This is a genomic window from Alishewanella sp. HL-SH05 (assembly GCF_052655985.1).
Window position 1 is genome coordinate 3,320,801 of the sequence record NZ_CP199753.1, and the last position, 22,405, is coordinate 3,343,205.

A 22,405-nucleotide genomic window follows, 5' to 3' on the forward strand; every position below is an offset into this window, starting at 1 on the left:
GGTGCTTCGGCACCTTTTTTATCGGCTTTCATAGGATAGATTATGCGAATTATTGCACTCGGTTTTATCAGTTTATGTCTGGCAGCATGTCAGCAACCGCCCACCACTTGTGGCGAAACCACTCATAGCATTGCGCAAGTTCAAGGCACGGCAGAAATCAGCCCATTGCTTGGACAGCACGTTACGCTGCAAGGTGTGGTATCAGCCCCCGTCTACCTCGATGGGCCTATGCCAGGGCTCATGTTACAAAGTGTCGAGCCTGATAACGATCCTCAAACCGCTGAAGCGATTTTACTCAGCCTCGCGGATGCGGCAAATTATCAAGTCGGGGAGATCTTAACGGTACAAGGCACCGTCGCTGAAATTGAACAGCAGACCAGCCTGGTGGATGCAACCGTGCTTAACACCTGCGGCCAGAGCAGCACACAACCCTTAGCCTTGAGCTTACCGCTGGCAGCAGAACAAAGTTGGGAAGCTTATGAAGGGATGTGGGTGGCCTTTAGCCAACCGCTGTTAGTCGCCGATACTTATCCTTTAGGTCGTTATGGCGAGATTTTACTGGCAAATGAACGTTTAATGGTGCCGACGCAAGTCGTCAGTCCGGGCGAAGCTGCTGCAAAACTGGCAGAGCAACAAAACCGCCAAGAAATCTGGTTAGATGATGGCCATTGGCAACAAAACCCCGACCCTCTGCCATATCCTAATAACGGCTTAAGCGCCAGCAGCACTTTACGGATTGGCGATCAGGTATTAGATGTTGCCGGTATAGTACATCAAGACGAGCGCGGCTATCGCATTTTGCCCACGTCACCAGCTAAGTTTGTCAGTGCTAATCCACGGCCTGCGGTACCGACACCGGTGCAACAGAACGAACTGCGAATTGCCAGTTATAATGTGCTGAATTTCTTTAACGGCCATGGCCAGGATAAGCCTTTCCCAACACGCCGAGGAGCTCGTTCATCCGCTGAATTAGCCAGACAACAAGCCAAATTAGTTGAAGCACTCGTCGCCCTAGACGCTGATATTATTGGTTTGCTAGAACTAGAAAATAATGGCTACGATGAGGGCAGCGCTATTGCGACATTATTAGCCGCTGTTAATGAGCGCAGTGCTTCACCGTATAGCATGATTACAACCGCGGTGGCACCAGGTTCAGATGCTATAAAAGTCGGTATGTTTTATCGCTCAGAGCGTATTGAAGCCATTGGGCAAACCGCAGTTAATACCGCAGCGCCGTTTACCCGCTTGCATCGGCCACCGCTGGCGCAAAGTTTTCGGCATCTTGCCTCAAACCAACAACTCACCTTGGCACTTGGTCACTTAAAATCTAAAGGCAGTTGCCCTCGCGCCAATGCCAGTGATTATGCACTGCAAAAAGATCAAGCTGATGGTCAAGCGTGTTGGAATGCAGCTCGAGTAGAAGCCGTGACTGCGTTACAGCAATGGTTAACGACCACGCCCACTGGCATTGCCACATCCTACCAAGTGGTGCTAGGTGATTTAAATGCCTATCGTTTTGAAGATCCGATTACCTATTTAGAACAGCAAGGCTGGCAATATTTAGACGAGAATAAACACGCATCCTACTCTTTTGTATTCAGAGGCCGAGCCGGATCTTTAGATCACATGTTAGCTAGCCCAGCCTTGGCACAACAGCTAAGCCATTTTCAGCACTGGCCCATTAATGCGGATGAACCGGTATTACTGGATTACAGCTTACGCTTTAAATCAGCGGCGCAACAGCAACAATTATATGCGCCAACACCTTATCGCTCTTCTGACCACGATCCGATTATTGCTACCTTCCGCTTTTAAGGTAATTCGGCTAACGCCATCAGCATTAAGCTGATGGCTGCCGCTACCGAGCCAAGCCAAATTAAACTGCGTGCAGCCGCCCAATTTAACCAGTAGCACAATAAATAGCCCAGTCGACAAACCACAAACAACCAAGCAGCGATGAGCATTGAGCTTGTGACGTTCCCCGCTGCAACCACAAATACTATCGCCGCAATGTATAACCCTAAGGCTTCAAAACTGTTGTAATGCGCCGCAGTACAACGTTCCCCAAAGTCTTTTAATAATGCTTGTTGCCGCCGAGGATAATGATTGTCATAGCCCCCGGCCTGTTGCATTGCCCACACCAAAGGCGCCTTCGCTAAATAAGGCATCACTGCAACAATTAATAAGGTTAGCAGCATATCTGCCATGGCATTCTCCAAAAATATCGTATTAAACCTACTGTGGCTTTGTACTCGTTCAGCTCATTTCGGATCAGTTAAATCTCGCGTCAGTTGTTATTTGTGGCGGTTAGCATAACCCAGTAGCTTACTCCAACAATACGCTGCCTTTGCCTAGCTTAACCCCAGCAAATCCCAAAATTTAATCGGTCATGCGACACAAACCTGAATGGATAATAGTTGCGTCGCTAGGCCCAAATCCGATAAGGTGAAGCTAATTTCAGTTACAGGGTGACACTATGTCGCACAAAAATCCTATTATTGCGGTTACCGGTTCATCGGGTGCAGGCACATCAACTACGACCAATGCCTTTAAACATATTTTCCGTACACTGGGTATCGATGCAGCCTTTGTTGAAGGTGATTGCTTTCATCGTTTTAGCAGACCTGAAATGGATTTAGCGGTACGTAAAGCACGTGAAGAAGGTCGACATATTAGCTATTTTGGCCCAGAAGCCAACGATTTTGCGGCTTTAGAGAGCTTTTTCGCTAGCTATGCTGAAACAGGTACTGGACGAATTCGCCACTATTTACATACCTTCGATGAAGCGGTGCCCTATAACCAACTGCCGGGCACTTTTACACCGTGGCAAGAGTTACGCGCGAATACCGATCTGCTCTTTTATGAAGGGTTGCATGGCGGTGCCGTTACCGAACAACAGAATGTCGCCCAACATGTCGATTTGCTGATTGGTATGGTGCCTATTGTTAATTTGGAGTGGATCCAGAAAATTATTCGCGATACCTCTGAACGTGGGCACAGCCGCGAAGCAGTGCAAGCCAGTATTGTGCGCAGCATGGAAGACTACTTTAACCACATTACTCCGCAGTTTTCTCGCACCCATATTAACTTTCAACGCGTACCTACGGTTGATACGTCTAACCCCTTTAGTGCCAAAGATATCCCATCATTAGATGAAAGCTTCGTGGTCATCCGCTTTCGCGGGATCAAACATGTCGACTTTCCCTATTATTTGAAGATGATTGATGGATCTTTTATGTCTCGGGTTAACACCTTAGTGGTGCCAGGCGGCAAGATGGGCTTAGCGATGGAGTTAATATTAACGCCGCTGATTGAAGCGTTGATGCAGAAGCGCCGTAATTCACAATTTTTGTACTAAAACTTGACGCTTAATGCCGTTTTAGCATAACTAAGTTGCCCTGCCAGTGCCCTTGATGTTTGCTTTTTTAGTTTGGTGAAGCCGCGAAAAAACCTAATTTTCCGGCGCGCTCAACGGTAAAAATTGCCGGTTTAGTGCGACCAGGAATGTTAGTGGAAATTGAGGTGATTGCGGTAAGACCGAAAACCAAGTAACACAACGGTACAGGTAACAGCGCCCCTCCGCTGTTGCCCGTACTGTCTGTCGTTGCCGTTATTTTACTTCTGGCAAATTGCGACCGTAGAAAATTTCACGGATTTCGCGAAACACCTTACTACTGATGTCTTTTTGTTCATCGGCGGTCATCGAATCCGTGCCCATACCAAATAAGTAATTGTTTAAATCACCTTCTTTTAGCATCATCTTGGTGTGGAATAGATTTTCCTGATAAACGTTAACGTCAATCATTTGGAAGGCTTTCTTGGTATCGTAATCCATAAAGTTTTGGATCGATGTGATCGGATGGTCGATGTAGTGTTTAGTACCACTAATATCACGCGTAAAACCCCGTACCCGATAATCGATGGTCACCACATCCGATTCAAAACTGTGGATCAAATAATTCAGCGCTTTTAACGGTGAAATAATGCCACAGGTTGATACTTCAATATCTGCTCGAAACGTACAAATACCGGCATGCGGGTGCACTTCAGGATAAGTATGCACACAAATATGGCTTTTATCCAAATGCGCAACCACCGCCTCAGGTAATGGCCCAGGGTTTTCAGTATTGTCCGGATCAACCAGTACCGGCTCTTCACTGACCAAAATGGTCACGCTGGCACCTTGAGGATCATAATCCTGCCGGGCAATATTCAAAACATTGGCGCCAATAATATCCACCACCTCGGTCAAAATATCGGTTAAACGATCAGCGTTGTATTGCTCATCGATATACTCAATATATTCTTGACGATGCTGTTCTGTTTTTGCATAACAAATATCATAAATGCTAAAACTTAAGCTTTTAGTCAGGTTATTAAATCCGTGCAGTTTCAGTTTTTCAAAAGGCTTAACCAATTCTTTGCTCTCCGCTAACGACGCCCAAATACGCCGTAGTTAACTTTCAGCCCGACCGTGCAGACAATTGATTCACTCAGCGTCTTCAACACTAAATGAGTGAGTTACTTTTACGCTTTGCGATAACATAATAGACACTGAGCAATACTTCTCAGCAGACAAGCTTACGGCTCGCTCTACGTGCTTTTCGCTTAAGGCTTTACCGCTAACAACAAAATGTAAATGCAGCTCAGTAAAGACTTTAGGCACGGTCTCAGCGCGCACACCGGATAATTCAACCCGGCAAGCAGACACTTGCTGACGTGCTTTTTCTAAAATACTGACCACATCAACCGAAGAACATGCGCCGGCTGACATCAATAGCATTTCCATTGGCGTCGGTGCAGTATTACTGTCACGATCGGCATCGAATACTACGGCATGACCACTCTCAGATTGACCTAAAAAGGTTAACCCATTGACCCAACTGACCTTGGCTTTCATCTTCGTATCTCAGCTTTAAAACAAGGGTGAGTATTCTACGTAAAAGCCCAGTGTGCCGCTAGTAAAATCGCACATTAGCTGCCGAGCAGCCATACCGTGTATACGGGTAACATCAGTAATTGTTAATCAAATAATTCGGCAATGGCGTTATCAAATAAATTTTTAATTAACAGCGCGATCTCGTTAATTAATTCGACTTGTTGTGGCGTGGCGGTATTGTCTAATACCGAGGCAAGGATTTCTTGAAAATCATACATGATACCGTCAATCTCACGGATAATCAGTGCGCGATGATTCATTTCGAGTTCTTGATGTTGCGTGCACAAGGTAATAATTTGCTCTGCAATATGCTCTTCTAATAAAGCGCCTATCGATTTACCCGATACATCTGCGGAGCCTTGAGTTGTAAATAAATCTAAATGTTCAGTTAAAAACTGAATAAGATGCTCATAACCGACTTTATCAATAACCATACTGTACCTATATCGTCATAGTGCGGCGAGTTTTGCTGATAAACAGCCAAAATGTTGTGTTATCAACTCTCTTTATTTAAGCAAACAATGTCATGAAAAACAAATCGGCGCCGAAGCGCCGATAAACTGACGCACTTAAAATTGTAAGCCGGGTGATAATTGTTCGGGTAACACCACTTGTTCTAACTCTACCGACGCCACGGGATAAGCGCAATAATCGGCGGCATAATAAGCGCTAGCACGATGATTACCACTTTTACCTATACCACCAAATGGCGCCGCTGAACTGGCACCTGTGATAGGCCGGTTCCAGTTTACAATACCCGCACGAATATGCTTGTAGAAGTGTTGATACAGCTCATGGCTGTCGCTTAACAAGCCCGCTGACAAACCAAAGCTGGTGTTATTCGCTGCAGCAATGGCGGCATCAAAATCGCTAAAGCGGAACACTTTTAATAAAGGGCCAAAGTGCTCTTCATCTGGAAAATCACTAATGTGCGTACACTCAATAATACCTGGCGTGACCAAGGCTTTATCGGCATAAGGTTGGCTTAACGGCAGTAAGATCTCTCCGCCTAACGCCACTAGCTGCTGCTGCGCGGCTAACATCCCTTTCGCTGCTTGGACGGAGATCATGGCCCCCATAAATGGCTGCGGCTGGGCATCGTATTCACCCACTTGAATGTTGCGGCTAACCTCTAACAAGCGCTGTAAAATCGCATCACCATTAGCGCCTACAGGTAAAAATAACTTACGAGCACAAGTACAGCGCTGGCCTGAGGTAATAAAGGCCGATTGCACAATATCGTGCACCGCAGCATCAATATTTGCCACATCTTGCACGATTAAGGGGTTATTTCCGCCCATTTCCAGTGCCAGAATTTTTTCTGGTCGGCCGGCAAACTGTTGATGTAAATAATGGCCGGTGCGAGAACTCCCGGTAAAAAACAAACCATCAATGCCATCATCACTGGCCAAGGCTTTACCTGTATCAACTTCACCTTGCACTAGGTTTAACACACCGGCGGGAAGTTCGGCTTGTTGCCATAACTTAACGGTTAATTCTGCTACTTTTGGCGTTAATTCCGACGGTTTAAACACCACGGTATTACCTGCGAGAAGTGCGGGTACAATGTGGCCATTAGGCAAGTGGCCAGGAAAGTTATACGGGCCAAACACCGCCACAACACCATGTGGTTTATGACGTAAAAACGCTCGCCCTTGTGGCATCGGGTTTTCTTTGGTGCCGGTACGTTCTTCATAGGCGCGCACTGAAATGTCTATTTTACCGATCATGGCGCCCACTTCGGTTAGGCTTTCCCATAACGCTTTGCCGGTATCTTCAGCAATACAGGCCGCCAGTTGTTCTTTATGGCTGCTTAGTTGGGCGGCGAACTGTTTAACAAACACCACACGCTCTGCAAAACCCAAGTCTCCCCAAGCAATTTGTGCTTGACGCGCGGCGAGGATCGCTTGCTTAACTTGCGTGGCACTGGCCGCTTGGCCTTGCCAAATAACCTTATTTTTTGCGGGATCGATAGAGTGAAAAGCTTGACCTTCACCTGCCTGCCATTGACCGTTAATAAACTGCACTGCTTGGCTCATCTGTCTCTCCTATTATTATAGTTTGCTGATCCGCACCCACTCACCAGCATTGACCTGCAAGGCCTTAGCGAGTTCGGCGGGAATGCTAATTTCTGTACTATTGGCCTGCGGTTGTAACTCTGCCCAACAAGCTCGAAAATCGCTTAGGGTCGTATTACAAATCATATAGGCCTCACCACTTCCCGTTGCCTCAGCAATGCGCACTTGTAAACGCTGGCTGTCTCGGATGGCTCTGATCTGTGAAATGCGCGCTTCTACCGTTGGGCCTGCATCAAAAATATCGACGTAACCACGACAAGAAAAACCTTCAGACTCTAACAAAGCGAGCGCCGGGCGGGTTTGTTCGTGCACCTGACCAATCACTTGCTGTGCGGCTTTGCTCAGCAAACTGACATAAATTGGATATTTTGGCATCAGTTCGGCAATAAACTCTTTTTGACCAATGCCTGTTAAGTAATCTGCCGTTGGAAAATCAACTGAAAAGAAGTGGGCTTGTAACCATTGCCAAAATGGTGAGTTACCTTGGGCATCAGATACACCACGTAACTCGGCAATAATTTTATCTGAGAAACGTTCAGCAAACTCAGCTAAAAATAAAAAGCGCATTTTAGACAACAAGCGGCCATTAAACTTCTGGCGAAACGGCGGTCGCAAAAACAAAGTACATAATTCGCTTACGCCCGTGTAGTCATTACATAACGTCAAGATATCGACCGTTTTGTACACGCCTAAGGTTTTCGAGCTATGCACGACCTTACCAAGATGATAATGATAGAACGCATCTTCTAGCCCTACGGCGGCCTCTAACGCACTGGTACCACACACCTGGCCACTCGACGTATCCTCCAGCACAAACAAATAACCTTCGTCTCCGGGCGAACTGACGGTCTTATTAAAAGACGCCATCGAACGACTGATTTTACGCATCAGCAGCTCTTCATTAACCGGCAACGAGGTAAAGCCATGTCCTGACTCTACCGCCATTTGATACAGTGCGGGGTAATCATTCGCTCGGATCGGGCGAATCACCATCATGCTAGCTTACTCCATTCTGATACAGGCCGCGGTCGCAACTCAGAGCTAAAAGCCCCAAGTTTGACTGAGCATGCAGTTGAATTAACGCTTATCGACAAGCAAAAACGCGTAAACCGCTTAGCCTTTGACAACTTGCGCCACGGCAGATGCAAAACGCTTCATACCTTCACGAATTTCAGCTTCGGTAATAACCAGAGAGGGTGCAAAGCGCACAACATCGGTGCCAGCAACTAAAGCAAATAAACCATGGTCAGCTGCCGCTAAGAAAAACTCACGTGAACGGCCTTTGTATTGCTCGTTTAATACCGCACCTAACAACATGCCTTTACCACGCACTTCGGCAAACACCTTGTGCTCGGCATTAATCGTGGCTAAACACTCGCGGAAAATAGCTTCGTTTTTCAATACCCCTTCTAATACTTCAGGGGTATTGATGGTGTCGATTGCGGCTTCAGCAACGGCACAAGCTAAGGGGTTACCGCCATAAGTACTACCATGGGTACCCACTTTTAAATGTTGTGCAATCGCCGTGGTGGTTAACATAGCGCCCACTGGGAAACCGCCACCAAGCGATTTTGCCGTGGTTAATATATCGGGCGTGACACCGTAGTTCATGTAAGCATATAACTGGCCTGTGCGACCAACGCCTGTTTGTACTTCATCAAAAACTAATAAGGCATTGTGCTGATCACACAGCTCACGTAACCCTTTTAAAAACGCTGCATCGCCGGGAATAATGCCGCCTTCACCTTGAATGGGCTCAACAACGATGGCGCAGGTTTTATCCGAGATCAGCGCTTTCACGCTGTCTAAGTTATTAAATTCAGCATGCACAATGGCACCGGGTTTTGGACCAAAACCGTCAGAGTAAGACGCTTGGCCGCCGACCGTAACGGTAAAGAATGTCCGGCCATGGAAACTCTTACCAAACGAGATAATTTCTTGCTTGCTCTCGTCAAAATTGTCTAAAGCCCAACGACGCACTAATTTAAAGGCCGCTTCGTTAGCTTCAGCACCCGAGTTACAAAAATACACTTTTTCGGCGAAGGTCGCGTCGACTAACTTTTTCGCTAAACGCAGCGCAGGCTCATTAGTGAGAACATTACTTAAATGCCACAGTTTTTCAGCCTGCGTTTTTAACGCATTCACTAACGCAGGATGACAATGACCTAAGCTACTGACCGCAATACCACCTGCAAAGTCGATATATTCCCGACCTTCTTGATCCCAAACGCGAGCGCCTTGCCCTTTTACCGGTATCAATTTTGCTGGAGCATAATTGGGTACCATTACGTCATCGAACAAAGCTCGGGTTACTTGGATCTCTGCGGTCATATTCGTGTTCCTCTTTCGCTTATTTGTAGGGAATAGCTTGCACGTATAGGTGTCAGTATTGACATCGTGATAGCGCCATTATTACAGATTATACTGACGTTGTCTTGCATCTACATCTGTAGCAACACCTGAAAAAACAAGGGATACAGATAGATTTGCAGTGGAAATGAATATTCAAGCGCTTCTTAAGAATATTCAATGAAAGCGAAATGCTCGGCGAGATGCAGCAGCCTATGCCTTAGCGGTAAACCGCGCTATTTTTATGAAAAGCTTAAATAGTCACTGCTAAAAAATTTGCGAGCATCCGCTGTCCTTGCTCACTGAGAATCGCTTCCGGATGAAATTGCACACTATGTAGTGCTAAGGCTGGGTCGTACAGGCCCATAATTTCAGGCGGCTCGTTTTCATTAAGCGGAATAGTTGTGGCACTGACTTGCAGATTTGCCGGTAAGCTTGCGGCCTCTACCAACAACGAATGATAACGCGTCACACTCAGTGGTGAGGGTAACTGCTGAAACACCGACTGGTGCTGATGTTGAATAATCGAGTTTTTACCGTGCATCACACGGGACGCCCGTACCACTTTAGCCCCAAATACTTGTGCTATCGCCTGATGTCCTAAGCAAACCCCTAAAATGGGGATCTGACCGGCAAAAGCCTCAATAGCGGCTAAACTGATGCCCGCTTGACTAGGGTTACCTGGCCCCGGTGAAATCACCAGATAACGCGGAGCCATGGTGCGGATCTGTTCGACATTGATGTCATCATTGCGGCGCACCACAACTTGCTGCCCTAAGGCAGCAAAATATTGCACCAGATTCCAAGTAAAAGAATCATAGTTGTCGATCATCAGCAGCATAGGGTATTAACTCCAGACCCAAACCAACTTAAGGCGTGACAAAACCAACAGCGGCATTCACCTGCTCTAACGTTTTGCAGGCATGCTCACGAGCACTAGCGGCACCAGCTCGCATGACTTGCTGCATATAGGTTTGATCCGCTCTGATTTCTTTAAAGCGCTGCTGTACCGGTTCTAACAAACCAATCACGGCATCGGCCACATCTGTTTTTAAATGGCCGTACATCTTACCTTCGTATTCATTGGTTAAGGTTGTTACCGTTTTACCGGTTACACCACTGAGAATATTCAATAAGTTTGCTACACCAGGTTTATTCTCTTGATCAAAGTAAACGCGTGGTGGATCTTCAGAGTCTGTCATCGCTTTTTTAAACTTTTTACTGATCACTTTGGGATCTTCTAATAAGCCAACGAAATTCCAAGGGTTTTCATCAGACTTTGACATCTTCTTTTGCGGCTCTTGTAGGCTCATGACACGCGCGGCTACCGCTGGGATAAAAGGCTCAGGCACCGTAAAAATATCACCATGCAACGCATTAAAACGACTGGCAACATCACGAGCTAATTCTAAATGTTGCTTTTGATCTTGACCTACAGGCACTTGATTTGCTTGATAAAGTAGAATATCGGCCGCCATTAACACCGGGTAAGTAAACAAACCGGCATTCACGTTATTGTTATGCCGCTCTGATTTATCTTTAAACTGTGTCATACGACTTAATTCACCAAACTGGGTATAACAATTTAATACCCAAGCTAATTGGCTATGTTCAGGCACATGTGACTGCATAAAGACCGCAGAACGAGCCGGATCGATCCCACAGGCTAAGTAAAGTGCCAAACTATCCAAGGAAGCACTACGCAGCGCCGTAGGATCTTGACGCACTGTAATGGCATGCAAATCGACAATACAATATAAGCAATTGTAATCATTTTGCATTTCATCCCATTGACGCAATGCCCCAAGGTAATTACCAATCGTCAATTGTCCTGAAGGTTGTGCGCCACTGAGCACTATCGGTTTACGACTCATTCTTTGCAATATCCTGTTTTAAAACCATGTAAGCGCGTTATTATACGCTGTTGTCGGCTAAGCTCGCAGCAAAAAAGCCATTAACAGCAGACTTTTGCTAATTCGGCTCGCATCGCTTGTATCGTTGCCGCATAATCAGGCGTGTTAAAAATAGCCGAGCCAGCGACAAACATATCGGCACCCGCACGAGCAATGTCAGCGATATTATCTAAATTAACGCCACCATCAACCTCTAAACGGATTGACCGACCACTTTGCGTAATACGTTGCCGTGCTGCTTGTAACTTATCGAGCGTGGCAGGAATAAACTTCTGGCCACCAAAACCCGGATTCACCGACATCAATAACACCACATCAATTTTATCCATGACGTAATCCAGATAACTGAGCGGTGTTGCAGGATTAAACACCAAGCCAGCTTGGCAACCGTGTTCTTTAATCAGCTGTAAGGTACGGTCGATATGCCGAGAGGCTTCGGGATGAAAAGTAATAATACTGGCGCCGGCTTTAGCAAACTGCGGCACCATGCTATCGACAGGCTCAACCATCAAATGCACATCGATGGGGGCCGTCACACCGTAATCTCGCAACGCTTGGCAAACCATCGGCCCCATAGTGAGGTTAGGGACATAATGGTTATCCATCACATCAAAGTGCACCACATCTGCTCCAGCAGAGAGCACCTTGGCTACATCGTCACCTAGGCGAGCAAAGTCAGCAGACAGAATAGACGGCGCGATTAAAAATGGTTGCATCAGTGTTCTCCTTGGAAAAACACCGACTTTACTGAATTATTCAACAGAATGCATCAACGGCTTAAGCCGTGCTGCACAAAATACAAGCATAGCTGCACCAAGATGTCGCAAAACTTAGCAAACCAAGTCGATCAAAAAAACTAAAGTGCTGTTTATTAATGAAAATTTCCACATGGCATATATCTTGGAAACAATTAGATGAATCCAATATGAGGGGAAACAATAATGACATTATTAAAAAAACTATCTGTAGCAACTTATAGCACCTTATTTGTAGCCATGAGCGCGGCCAGCATGCAGAGCCACGCGGTAGAAGTGAGTGGCGATGTCACCTTTGTTTCTGACTATGCCTTCCGTGGTATTTCACAAACGGACGAAGCGGCAGCCTTACAGGGTGGTTTAACTTTAAGTGATGAGTCAGGCATCTATTTGTCAGTATGGGGCTCAAGCGTTGATTTCGGTGGTACTGGCACTTTAGAGCTAGACGTGATGTTAGGTTGGAGCGGTGATATTGCTGAAGGTTGGTCGGCCGACGTAGGTATTATGCGTTATGGCTACCCAAACACCGAGTTCGAAGGCTCTAACTTCTGGGAACTATACGGTTCTGTTGCTTACAAAGACTTCAGCTTAGGTTTGGCTTACAGCGATGATTACTATGGCAACAGTGGTAACTACTACTATGTCTATGCCGGTTACAGCTTGGCGTTAACCGATAATCTGGCAGTTGATTTTCATGTTGGTCAAAACGAATATTCAGACGATAGCTCATTAAGCTATCTAGACTACGGTGTCACGGTCAGCACTGAAGTATTGGGTCTTGGTTTATCATTAGCCTATATCGATACCGATGTTAAAGATTTATATTTAGCTGATAGTCGTGTGGTGTTTGGCGTATCAAAAAGCTTCTAAATCCCGTTTCCATCACTAATTTACGCCACCGATACAGTGCTTAATAAATAATCAGCTTGTATCTGGTGGTGTAATCTACTAATATAAGGAAGTTATGCGTCGTTAACAGGATTTAACATGAAACTAACTAAAACCAGCAAATCAATGCTTGCCATCAGTGGTGTGGTGTTTGCTGTTGCGCTTTGGCAAATAGATAGTTTGTCGCAATGCTCTGACAACCTTGTTGGCTGTAAAGAAATTCAACGTAATTGGGTGAGTTGGTTGTCTGGCGATAGTCGCTCTGTACAGTTCCATTTTGTTGATTTTCTAGAACTTTTAAGTCGTATGTCTCCTAGCAACAATAACCCTTCTTAGTTTCTTGGTATGAGCCACACGAAAGCAAGTACTTGGCAAATTATCAAAGCCGTGCTCGGCGCTTTTATTGGCGTGCAGTCTGAAAAACAACGCTTACAAGATTTTCAAAGCGACAGCGCGGTACCTTACATTATCACAGGCATTCTGATGGCAGCGCTATTTGTGAGTGTCTTATTATTGATCGTTAGCTTCGTCGTCCCTTAACTGCTTTTTTGCTCGGCCAGATATAACGCAAATAACTCTGCAACCTTACCCCTAGCACTGCCCTTTTGACTGATTGAACGACTAACGTTTATGGTATGCAACTCTGCTTGCTGATAAATCTTCCGAGTCCAAGTCGTATCGTGATTACTGATCAATACGCTATGCCCATTGGCCTGCGCTTGCTCGGCTAAAATAGCTAACTGCGCCTGATCATCTAAAGTAAAACCCTGCCGCGCATAGCTAGTGAAACTGGCCGTTTTACTTAAAGGGACATAAGGAGGATCACAATACACAGAGGCGCCAACAGTTAACTGCTGAAAGACATCTTGGTAGCTGCTACAGGTAAACTCGGCGAGCTGTGCTTTTTCCGCAAAGAAATACAGCTCGGCCTCTGGGAAATAAGGCTTTTTATAACTACCAAAGGGTACGTTGAACTTGCCAGACAGGTTGTAACGACATAAACCGTTGTAACCATGGCGATTCAAATACAAAAATAACAAAGCACGTTGATAGGTATCTTGTTGCTCATTAAACTGCTGCCGAAAGCGGATATAGCTTGTGCGCTCGTTGGCACTGGGCACAAAAAGTTGACGAGCGTCAGCAATATAACGCTCTGGCTGCTGCTGAACAATTTTATATAATTCAATCAGATCAGCATTAATATCGTTTAGCTTGTAAGACGGATAATGCGTGTTCAAAAAAACGGAGCCCGCACCGACAAAAGGCTCAACCAAACAATCAGCTGCGGGCAAATGCCGCTGCAACTGTTCGACTAGATTATATTTACCACCCGCCCACTTTAAAAAGGCACGACTTCTTTTCTGTACCACTTAATTATCCTGACTACTTTGGGCCAGTTGCAATCGTTGCCAAGCTTTGATCTCTTGCTGGACAGCACCCACACTTTTAATAAAAGGCCCAGCTGAGCTCAGCGCGCTGGGTAATTGTTGCACATACTGTTTAGCGGCGATATTGCTGGCGAAACTTTGGCTGACGATGACCCATTGACCTCGCCCCTGCCAACTGCGTTGATACACTTGTATCGATAATTTTGGATAGTTACGCTTAAATCGGCTTAACGCGTTTTCACTCGATAATACCGCGATTTGCACAACAAAGTGTTGAGCAGGCGTGGCAAGTAATGCGCCGTGCTGATGCACCTTCGGCGTGTCTTGTTCGCGTTTCACTTCAGGCTCAGGGGTAAGCACTGATTCTTGTAATAACTTAGCAGGTAATGGCTGCACATTATTTAATGTGGTTGCTACTGTCGGTTCTGCAACGACCGTTTTGGCCTCGTCAATAACAGCAGCCTTAATGTTCTCAGCGTTGCTGGGCATAGCGACTATAGCGGGCTCGGGCTCGGCTTCTACTTCAGCTTCTGCTTCAGCTAACTCTGGCATCCTAGCGTCATTAGATAAATCAATCAGCGCTGATTGACTCGTTGCACCAATCGTTTCAGGGCTTGCTGTAGCTGATTGCTCTTGCGGTATGGGTACAATGGCCATCTCTGCAACAGGCTTTGCCTGATCTGCAGAAGGTGTTGAATTTAACCAACTAGTGAGGATAAACAATACGATCAGTGCCGCGCCTACGCTTGCTGCAATTAAGGGGGCTTTGGGTCTGCTAACCACGGGCTTGCGTGCCGCCCGAGCCGTTCGTGCAGGCGCTGGGCTAATTAATTTATGCAGGTTATTCTGACAGTTGGCAAAACGTTCCGCTAACGCTAAGGGATCTAATTGTTCTGCCTGTAACAACTGCTCGCAATCCGCTAAGGTAAGCCCAGGGATCGTCAAGTTAAGCTGCATCTGACTATCCGCTTGCGTCGTGAAGACAAATAATGTCACCGGTAAACTTAAGATCCAAGCATATTGCTCAGTACTTAATAGCTCGGGATTATCGGTAATTAAAATATAACGGGTATCGGCGTCAACGTTTTGCAAACGCTGCAATAGATTTTGCTCGGTTAAATCACTGGTCGCGAACCATTGTTTGCCAAGCTGCGAAGCTAATAATGCCTCAGCAATCGGTGCTTGAAGCATTGCAACATTGACCGAGATTTCTTCAGCTTCAGAAAATAATTCAGCTAAGGCGAGAGCCAATGTCGATTTACCACTGCCTGAAGCACCAATAATAGCGAGGCGGGAAAAATCATTAAAGGCTAATTGAAATAATAAGCGCGATAGCACATCACGTTGCGAGGGCAGCAAATATCCAGAATTGGCCAGCTGTTGTTGGAGGCCGCGTACTTTCATCAGGCAAAAACTTGGCTAAGTTCGTGCTCGGTTACATCCGCAACCACTTTACTGGCACCTAACGCCGTTGGCAGAATAAAACGCATCTTGCCCTCTTTCACTTTTTTATCTGTTTTCATATACGGCAGAAAGTCTGCAATGCTCATCTGAGCAGGTGCAACAATAGGTAAGTTAAAAGCCTGTAATAATGCGATGGTTTGAGTGAGGTCGTTATCGCTTAACCAACCTCGACTCTGCGCAAGTTTAGCCGCCATCACCATACCAACGGCAACCGCTTCACCATGCAGCCATTCGCCGTAGCCCAAAAAGGCTTCAATAGCGTGACCAAAAGTATGACCAAGATTTAATAAGGCACGGTCGCCTTGCTCGGTTTCGTCACGACTAACAATATCGGCTTTCATTTTGCAGCAATGTTTAATCATTTGCGCTAATACTAGCGGCTCTTTACGTTGAATAGCCGGCGCATTAGCTAACAACCACTGAATAAAAGCTGCATCGCCTAATAAACCGTATTTCACCACCTCTGCCATGCCTGCAGCAAATTCGCGATCAGGTAAGGTGCTTAGCACACTGGTATTGATTAACACTTGCTCGGGCTGTTTAAACGCACCGATCATATTCTTACCCAACGGATGATTAACTGCGGTTTTACCACCGACGGATGAATCAACTTGCGCCAATAAGGTGGTCGGAATTTGTACAAAGCGCACACCACGTTGGAAACACGCTGCAACAAAACCGGTCATATCACCAATTACGCCGCCACCTAATGCGACAAGCACCGCATCTCGTGACACTTTTTGCTCTAACAAAAAGGATAGCACTTGCTCAAACGATGCCAGCGTTTTATAGGCTTCGCCATCTGGTAAAAGGAAATGTTTTACCGGTTGCTGGAATAACGCCCTGACAGCGGCCAGATATGGTTCAGCAACAGTAGGATTTGAAACAATCACTACCTGAGCCGCTTTCGCTAGCTCAGGGAGTAATGCAGGAAACGTATCGGAGATGATGATGGGATAACTGCGCTCGCCAAGTTGTACAGCAACTTCTTGCATATGCAGTTCTCCTTTAACGATTAAAAACCCAGTTGCTCAATAATCTGGTTAGCTACATTGCGGGCACTTTGTTCATCGGTACGAACAGTAAAATCAGCAATCTCCGTATATAGCGGGTTGCGTTCAGCTGCTAGACGTTCTAAAACTTCTTTTGGCTCTTCTTCTGTTTGCAATAATGGCCGCTTTTTATCACGTTGTGTTCTGGCCACTTGCTTTTCAATAGGCGTTTCTAAATAGACCACGATACCGCGGGCAGATAACCTATTGCGCGTTTCTTTACTGATAACTGAGCCACCACCGGTCGCTAATACTATTCCTTGTAATTCAGTTAGATCCTGAATGACATTTTCCTCACGCACCCGAAAACCCTCCTCGCCTTCAAGGTCAAAAACCCAGGCGATATCGGCACCAGTGCGTCGTTCAATTTCCTGATCAGAATCATAAAAATCAAGATGCAGCATGTCTGCTAAATGGCGGCCGATTGTGCTTTTACCTGCACCCATTGGCCCCACAAGGAAGATATTACGTTTTTCTGCCATATGTCGTATTGCTAAATCAGCTAACTCAAAGAAAAGTTGAATTCAAGGACCACTAGGCTCCCACGAAAATTTGAAGCGCTGAATTATGTCAGGAATGCCCTTTGATTGGCAAGTTAATTCTGACAGCGTCATCCGCACAAGCGATGGTCAGCGACCATCGCTTGTGCCTGAATTAAGGCTGGCCTTCAGTCAAAATACGTGGTGTAACGAAAATTAACAGCTCGCTTTTCTCGTTTAATTCGCTTTTGTTGCGGAATAACACACCCATGTAAGGCAGATCACCCAGTAACGGTACTTTAGTAACCGTTGATACCACTTGCTGCTGGTAGATACCGCCTAACACAATAGTTTCGCCGTTGTCGGCTAACACTTGCGTTTTAATTTGCTGTGTATCAATAGCTGTAGCTGGGCCTGTAGGCGTTTGTACTGTCTCACCACGGGTATTTTGGGTAATGACTAAGTCTAAAATAATCTTGTTGTCTGGGGTGATTTGCGGTGTCACCGTTAAGCTCAACACGGCTTTCTTGAATTCTACCGTTGTCGCACCACTGGAAGCTGCTTGCACGTAAGGGATTTCAACACCCTGCTCAATACTCGCTTCTTTTTGGTTAGAAGTTGTGATGCGTGGACTAGCAATCACTTCACCTTTGTTTTCTTGCTCTAACGCCGATAATTCAAGATCTAACAAAGTCCCGTCAGCTAACCGAGCAACATGAAAGGCAATACTACCAGCAGGACTAGAAACGGGCAGATTTACATTCCAACGATCATCTAACGCTGGGAAACCACCCGTTGAAATACCATTAGCGCCGGTGGCATTACCTGAGACACCGCGATCACCGCCACTGGTACTTTGTTGATCACTAAAACCCCAACGAATACCAAGCTCATCCGTTACGCTGTCATTTACCGTGACAATACGCGATTCGATTAAAACTTGGCGTACAGGAATATCTAAACGTTCAATTAATCTGCGGACATTTTCAATGTTACGGGCTGTATCTTTGATTAAGATGGTATTGGTGCGTTCATCCACGACAACACTGCCGCGAGGAGAAAGTAATGTTGCATCTTTATTGGACAACAACAGCGCTAAATCAACGGCTTTTGCATAATTAATTTGTAAGAAATCTGAATACAAAGGCTCTAACTCTTCCACCCGCTGTAATACTTCTAATTCTTTCGCTTCTCGCGCGGCTAATTCTTCAGTTGGCGCCACCAACAGAATGTTACCTTCCATACGCTTATCTAAACCTTTAACACGCATCACGATATCTAAGGCCTGATCCCACGGAGTACCATCTAAGCGCAAAGTAATATTACCAACAACAGAATCACTGGTGACTAAGTTGAAGCCGTTATAATCGGCGATAATTTGTAGTACGGTTCTTACCGGAATATCTTGGAAGTTCAAAGAAATAGCACGGCCTTTATAATCACGACCACCACCTAAAATACTCCGGCTGGTCAAATCACGTTGCATAGTAACCGTAAAAATATTATCGATTTGCTGATAGTTAAAAGTGAACTGATCTGTGGCATCAATCACTAAACGCGTAGAGGTTTTAGTTTTAAAAGTTTCAATACCTTTCACCACTGTCGCAAAATCGCCGACATCAAGCTGATAAAGTAACTCATCGGGAATATCGGTGTTATAGAATTCAATTTCTAATTTGCCAAGACGCTCTTGCACATCAACTGCCGCTGCATTTTCTTTTAAAAATACTAAAATTCGGCCTTCGCCTTTGTCACCACGACGAAAATCAATTGCTTGCAACTTATTAATAAAGCTTGGATTAAGCTCAGATGTCGAACCCGCTTTGACAATTTGCGGTGAATTAGCGAGGTGCACAGCATAGACATTACCATCAAGTCTGGTGCGGTAGACTTTTAAGGAATCCATGCTGATAACAGAGTTAATGCCACCTTCAGACAAGGTAGACTTCACTCGGCTAACGCCGGCATTATCAATGGCCACATCCGCAATACGCTGTTCCAGCTCAGCTTCAGCAAAGCGCACGTTTAAACGTGATGGCTCATTTAACAGGCTGATGTCCGGCTCTTGCAGCAAGGGTTCATCGAACACGAACTCGATCTCGGTTTCACCATTAAGTAATGGATTGAAACGAACCTCATAGAGCAAGGGGGCTGCACTAGCAGGTAAAGCAAGCAATAACCACGATAACAAACCAAGTCTGCTAACTTTGCGTCCTACATTTTTAATTTTTATTAATTTATCCATGATTCACTCGCACACCTAGTTACCTGCAGTCGCAGCATCGTACATCTGGATCCGTGTTTCACGTTCCACCCAGCAGCCAGAACCATCAGGAATTAATTCCAGTAAATCGATATAAGTTGGCTCTACATTGATTACTTTGCCACTGAATAAGCCCAAATAATTATCAATTGTTACTCTGTATAAAGACTTGTCAGCAGATTCAATCAAGCCCCAGAGTTTATCGCCATCACCTAAAGTACCGCGCATTGTCAGGTTTTCCAACGCAAATCTTTCCAGCAGTTCTTTGCGCCGATTAGGATCCGGATACAAACAATCTTGTTGTTGCAAGAGTCGTTCCTGAATTGCTTCTGGCGTAGGTTCTGCAAAAGGACTACGTTCATTTGCAGCCGCATAACTGATATGAGAAAACTCTTTTACTTGCGGTAACGGTTCAATACGTTGCCTTGTATTGGCTTTTACATTATCCATATGAGCTTGAATATGGTCGACGCTGTCAAAACAACCGCTGAGTAGCAGCACTGAGGTACCGGCTAGCAGTAAGGCTCTCATTGGCTGTTCTCCTTGTAGCGATAGGTTTTTGCGACCACATTAAACCTTAGTTTACCGTCTTTTTCAGCTTGAATATTAAAGTCATGCAAACTGACAATACGCGGTAATTTAGCCACTTCGCTAACAAAGTTACCAAATTGATGGTAATCGCCGGTCACATCAATCTTAATTGGCAGCTCGGTGTAGAATTCTTTTTCAACTTCCGGTTCCCAGTTAATTTTGGAAAAAACTAAACCGCTTGTTGTGCCAACATAGGTAATGTCATCCAACAAACCAGGCGTTTCAGACGTGGTCGGTAGCTGTTTTAATAAGAAAGCTAATGAATCTTGCATTTCTTTCATTTGTTCGCGATACGCTTCTAGGTTCACCGCAACCGCATAGCGGGTTTGATACAATTGCATCAGTTCGGTTTCTTTTTTTTCGCGCTCGCCAACTCGTCAATTTTACTGTCGATTAATAAGTAATAACTGATTACTGACACCAAGGCCGCTAAAATAGCAGCAAAAATCACTTTCACCAATACAGGCCAAGAGCCCATATTGTCTAAGTCTAAATCATTAACATCAATATCAGATAACTTCATGTTGAGGCTCATTTCCGGCCTCCCTGTGCATTGTTTTTAGTCTCTGCGTTGCTGTTGTCTAGGGCTTCAAAGCCGACAATTTTTAAGTGCATTTGAAAATCACTTAATAAACTTGAGCGCTCTTTGGCAGCTTGAATAAACTCGAGGTAAGGCTCTGCTAATAACTCTGACTGCTCCGCTTCACGCAGCATATTAGACAGTCGATTATTTGACTCACTTTTCCCCACTAACAGTAACATCGAGCCTTTTTTCTCTAATTGTGTCAAATAAACACCGTTTGGAATGATGGTCGCAATTTCAGACATCACTTGCGTACCTAAATTTCGGCTGCTTTGCAGTTGCTCAATCAATGTTAAACGTTGTTGCAAGCTGCGTTTGGTTTCATTTAAACGGCTAATCTCGGCAATTCGTTGATCTAAGATGCTAATTTCACTTTGCAGATACTGATTACGCTTCGCTTGGCCTTCTAAACGTGCGTTGTAAATCATATTAATTAAAAAAAACACCAAAAAACTCATTAATGCGGTAAAAGCCAATACCATCACATAGTTTTTTTGACGTTCCTTTCGAGCCGCATCACGCCACGGCAGTAGGTTTATATGTGCCATGGTGAAAAACTCCTTAAGGCTAACCCACTGGCTACCATTAATTGTGGAGCATGCTTATCTAAAAGATCGCGGTCAATTGAAGACGCCACTTCCATACTGTTAAAGGGATCAGCTATCACAGTATGAATGCCTAACTCGTCAATTAATAACTTATCGATACCTTCAATCATACCTGAGCCACCCGACACTACGATGTAATCCAGTGTTTCTTTACCACTGCTGGTTAAGTACATTTGAATACCGCGCCGGATCTGTTGCAGTAACATAGTTTGAAAAGGTGCTAACACTTCGAAGGTATAATTAGGGGGTAAATCACCAGAAACTTTAGCAGTTTCAGCTTCATCGTAGCTTTTATTGTAGTAAGACAAAATACTGCGAGTATATTGTTCGCCACCGAATACTTGGTCACGGGTATAGAGTGTTTTGCCACCTTCAACAATGCTTAATAATGTCATGGTTGCACCAATATCTATCATAGCAACCACTTTATTGGCGGCATCCGCAGGTAACTGACTTAAACATAACTCTGCTGACCGACTTAACGCATAGCTTTCAACATCGACAACCTTTGCTGTAAAACCGCCATCGGCTAATGCAGCAACTCGCGCTTCTAAACTTTCAGTTCGAGCAGCACTTAAAAGCACGTTAACTTTAGAAGGATCGGCTTCATTAACATCAAGTTTTTCAAAATCAAGACTAACTTCATTTAATGGATAAGGAATTAAAGTATCCGCTTCAACTTCAATTTGGCTTTCAAGTTCAGCGTCAGTTAATGACACATCCATGAAAATGACTTTGCTGATAACGGTAGAACCAGAAATAGCTGCAGCCGCAAACTTAACATTACGTGGAATTTTTTTACGAATTTTCGCTAGCACATTACCAACAGCTTCAATGTCTTGGATCTCACGATCTGCCATTGCGCCTTTTACCATGGGCTCAACTGCAAAGGCTTCTACCCTGTAGTAGCCACTGTGCATACTTAATAGCACTGCTTTCACGGTGTGAGAACCGATATCAATGCCCACCATTATGGGTGATTGTTTACTAAACAGGCTTTTAATCATAGCGCCTTGCAGCCGTATTATTATTTATCGATTTTTGTTTAGGTATTC

General features: G+C 45.1%; 23 protein-coding genes and 2 pseudogenes. 6 read left to right on the forward strand and 19 right to left on the reverse strand.

The genetic code is table 11. The annotated features are described in order from the left end of the window. Nucleotides 1-42 precede the first annotated feature (42 nt). On the forward strand, nt 43-1,815 hold the full coding sequence (locus tag ACUJFL_RS15195) for an ExeM/NucH family extracellular endonuclease (RefSeq protein WP_445427915.1): 1,773 nt from the start codon (nt 43-45) through the stop codon (nt 1,813-1,815). On the opposite strand, the gene ACUJFL_RS15200 is transcribed toward ACUJFL_RS15195, so the two are convergent. Next, nucleotides 1,812-2,207 (reverse strand): MAPEG family protein, encoded by a 396-nt coding sequence (locus ACUJFL_RS15200; RefSeq protein WP_226751081.1) that lies wholly within the window; start codon nt 2,205-2,207, stop codon nt 1,812-1,814. The two genes, ACUJFL_RS15195 and ACUJFL_RS15200, sit on opposite strands and share 4 nt — an antisense overlap. Nucleotides 2,208-2,476: 269 nt before the next feature. On the opposite strand from ACUJFL_RS15200, the gene ACUJFL_RS15205 reads away from it, so the two are divergent. Together ACUJFL_RS15205 and ACUJFL_RS15210 are read left to right on the forward strand one after the other, a co-directional pair. Continuing rightward, complete coding sequence (locus tag ACUJFL_RS15205; RefSeq protein WP_226751080.1) at nt 2,477-3,358, forward strand: phosphoribulokinase; 882 nt, start codon at nt 2,477-2,479, stop codon at nt 3,356-3,358. Between the two features lie 89 nt (nt 3,359-3,447). Next, nucleotides 3,448-3,552: pseudogene (locus ACUJFL_RS15210) on the forward strand (hypothetical protein); the annotation flags it as partial. Between the two features lie 58 nt (nt 3,553-3,610). Here the strand turns inward: ACUJFL_RS15210 and speD are convergent. The 9 genes from speD to rpe all read right to left on the reverse strand — a co-directional run bounded on the left by speD (nt 3,611) and on the right by rpe (nt 11,995). Next, complete coding sequence (speD, locus tag ACUJFL_RS15215; protein WP_445427916.1) at nt 3,611-4,417, reverse strand: adenosylmethionine decarboxylase; 807 nt, start codon at nt 4,415-4,417, stop codon at nt 3,611-3,613. A gap of 72 nt (nt 4,418-4,489) precedes the next feature. After that, on the reverse strand, nt 4,490-4,900 hold the full coding sequence (locus ACUJFL_RS15220) for an OsmC family protein (RefSeq protein ID WP_226751078.1): 411 nt from the start codon (nt 4,898-4,900) through the stop codon (nt 4,490-4,492). A gap of 122 nt (nt 4,901-5,022) precedes the next feature. Beyond that, nucleotides 5,023-5,373, reverse strand: a complete 351-nt coding sequence (locus ACUJFL_RS15225) for a DUF3802 family protein (protein ID WP_306177704.1) — start codon at nt 5,371-5,373, stop codon at nt 5,023-5,025. A gap of 135 nt (nt 5,374-5,508) precedes the next feature. Further along, nucleotides 5,509-6,978: a succinylglutamate-semialdehyde dehydrogenase gene (astD, locus tag ACUJFL_RS15230; protein WP_445427917.1), complete on the reverse strand. Its 1,470-nt coding sequence runs from the start codon at nt 6,976-6,978 to the stop codon at nt 5,509-5,511. 15 nt (nt 6,979-6,993) lie between these two features. Next, nucleotides 6,994-8,013, reverse strand: a complete 1,020-nt coding sequence (gene astA / locus ACUJFL_RS15235) for an arginine N-succinyltransferase (protein ID WP_226751075.1) — start codon at nt 8,011-8,013, stop codon at nt 6,994-6,996. A gap of 117 nt (nt 8,014-8,130) precedes the next feature. Further along, nucleotides 8,131-9,348: an aspartate aminotransferase family protein gene (locus tag ACUJFL_RS15240; protein ID WP_226751074.1), complete on the reverse strand. Its 1,218-nt coding sequence runs from the start codon at nt 9,346-9,348 to the stop codon at nt 8,131-8,133. 271 nt (nt 9,349-9,619) lie between these two features. Continuing rightward, nucleotides 9,620-10,207 (reverse strand): anthranilate synthase component II, encoded by a 588-nt coding sequence (locus ACUJFL_RS15245; RefSeq protein ID WP_445427918.1) that lies wholly within the window; start codon nt 10,205-10,207, stop codon nt 9,620-9,622. 28 nt (nt 10,208-10,235) lie between these two features. Then, on the reverse strand, nt 10,236-11,240 hold the full coding sequence (gene trpS / locus ACUJFL_RS15250) for a tryptophan--tRNA ligase (RefSeq protein WP_229586502.1): 1,005 nt from the start codon (nt 11,238-11,240) through the stop codon (nt 10,236-10,238). A gap of 80 nt (nt 11,241-11,320) precedes the next feature. Beyond that, on the reverse strand, nt 11,321-11,995 hold the full coding sequence (rpe, locus tag ACUJFL_RS15255; RefSeq protein ID WP_445427919.1) for a ribulose-phosphate 3-epimerase: 675 nt from the start codon (nt 11,993-11,995) through the stop codon (nt 11,321-11,323). 225 nt (nt 11,996-12,220) lie between these two features. Here rpe and ACUJFL_RS15260 point away from each other — a divergent pair, with 225 nt between their 5' ends. From ACUJFL_RS15260 to ACUJFL_RS15270, 3 genes are all read left to right on the forward strand, one after another. Further along, the gene (locus tag ACUJFL_RS15260) at nt 12,221-12,904 is read left to right on the forward strand and encodes a TorF family putative porin (protein WP_306177707.1); all 684 of its coding nucleotides are present in this window, start codon (nt 12,221-12,223) and stop codon (nt 12,902-12,904) included. A gap of 117 nt (nt 12,905-13,021) precedes the next feature. Next, entirely contained in the window at nt 13,022-13,258 is a 237-nt protein-coding gene (locus ACUJFL_RS15265) for a hypothetical protein (protein ID WP_255654536.1), read from the forward strand. 9 nt (nt 13,259-13,267) lie between these two features. Next, nucleotides 13,268-13,462: a DUF2970 domain-containing protein gene (locus ACUJFL_RS15270; RefSeq protein ID WP_226751069.1), complete on the forward strand. Its 195-nt coding sequence runs from the start codon at nt 13,268-13,270 to the stop codon at nt 13,460-13,462. On the opposite strand, the gene ACUJFL_RS15275 is transcribed toward ACUJFL_RS15270, so the two are convergent. The 9 genes and pseudogenes from ACUJFL_RS15275 to ACUJFL_RS15315 form a co-directional block, all read right to left on the reverse strand. Then, on the reverse strand, nt 13,459-14,292 hold the full coding sequence (locus ACUJFL_RS15275; RefSeq protein WP_445425425.1) for a Dam family site-specific DNA-(adenine-N6)-methyltransferase: 834 nt from the start codon (nt 14,290-14,292) through the stop codon (nt 13,459-13,461). The genes ACUJFL_RS15270 and ACUJFL_RS15275 overlap by 4 nt on opposite strands. Then, entirely contained in the window at nt 14,293-15,714 is a 1,422-nt protein-coding gene (locus ACUJFL_RS15280) for an SPOR domain-containing protein (RefSeq protein ID WP_445427920.1), read from the reverse strand. Then, entirely contained in the window at nt 15,714-16,769 is a 1,056-nt protein-coding gene (aroB, locus tag ACUJFL_RS15285) for a 3-dehydroquinate synthase (protein ID WP_445427921.1), read from the reverse strand. Before aroB ends, ACUJFL_RS15280 begins: the two co-directional genes overlap by 1 nt. 20 nt (nt 16,770-16,789) lie before the next feature. Then, nucleotides 16,790-17,308, reverse strand: coding sequence for a shikimate kinase AroK (aroK, locus tag ACUJFL_RS15290; RefSeq protein WP_226751065.1), 519 nt, complete (start codon nt 17,306-17,308; stop codon nt 16,790-16,792). A 172-nt stretch (nt 17,309-17,480) separates the two neighbouring features. Next, nucleotides 17,481-19,550 (reverse strand): type IV pilus secretin PilQ, encoded by a 2,070-nt coding sequence (locus ACUJFL_RS15295; protein ID WP_445427922.1) that lies wholly within the window; start codon nt 19,548-19,550, stop codon nt 17,481-17,483. 15 nt (nt 19,551-19,565) lie between these two features. Next, complete coding sequence (locus ACUJFL_RS15300) at nt 19,566-20,099, reverse strand: pilus assembly protein PilP (RefSeq protein WP_226751063.1); 534 nt, start codon at nt 20,097-20,099, stop codon at nt 19,566-19,568. Beyond that, nucleotides 20,096-20,694: pseudogene (locus ACUJFL_RS15305) on the reverse strand (type 4a pilus biogenesis protein PilO). Before ACUJFL_RS15305 ends, ACUJFL_RS15300 begins: the two are co-directional and overlap by 4 nt. Further along, entirely contained in the window at nt 20,691-21,290 is a 600-nt protein-coding gene (locus ACUJFL_RS15310) for a PilN domain-containing protein (RefSeq protein ID WP_306177714.1), read from the reverse strand. The pseudogene ACUJFL_RS15305 and the gene ACUJFL_RS15310 overlap by 4 nt, the downstream one beginning before the upstream one ends. Beyond that, nucleotides 21,278-22,357, reverse strand: a complete 1,080-nt coding sequence (locus tag ACUJFL_RS15315; RefSeq protein ID WP_226751060.1) for a pilus assembly protein PilM — start codon at nt 22,355-22,357, stop codon at nt 21,278-21,280. Before ACUJFL_RS15315 ends, ACUJFL_RS15310 begins: the two co-directional genes overlap by 13 nt. Between the last annotated feature and the right edge of the window lie 48 nt (nt 22,358-22,405).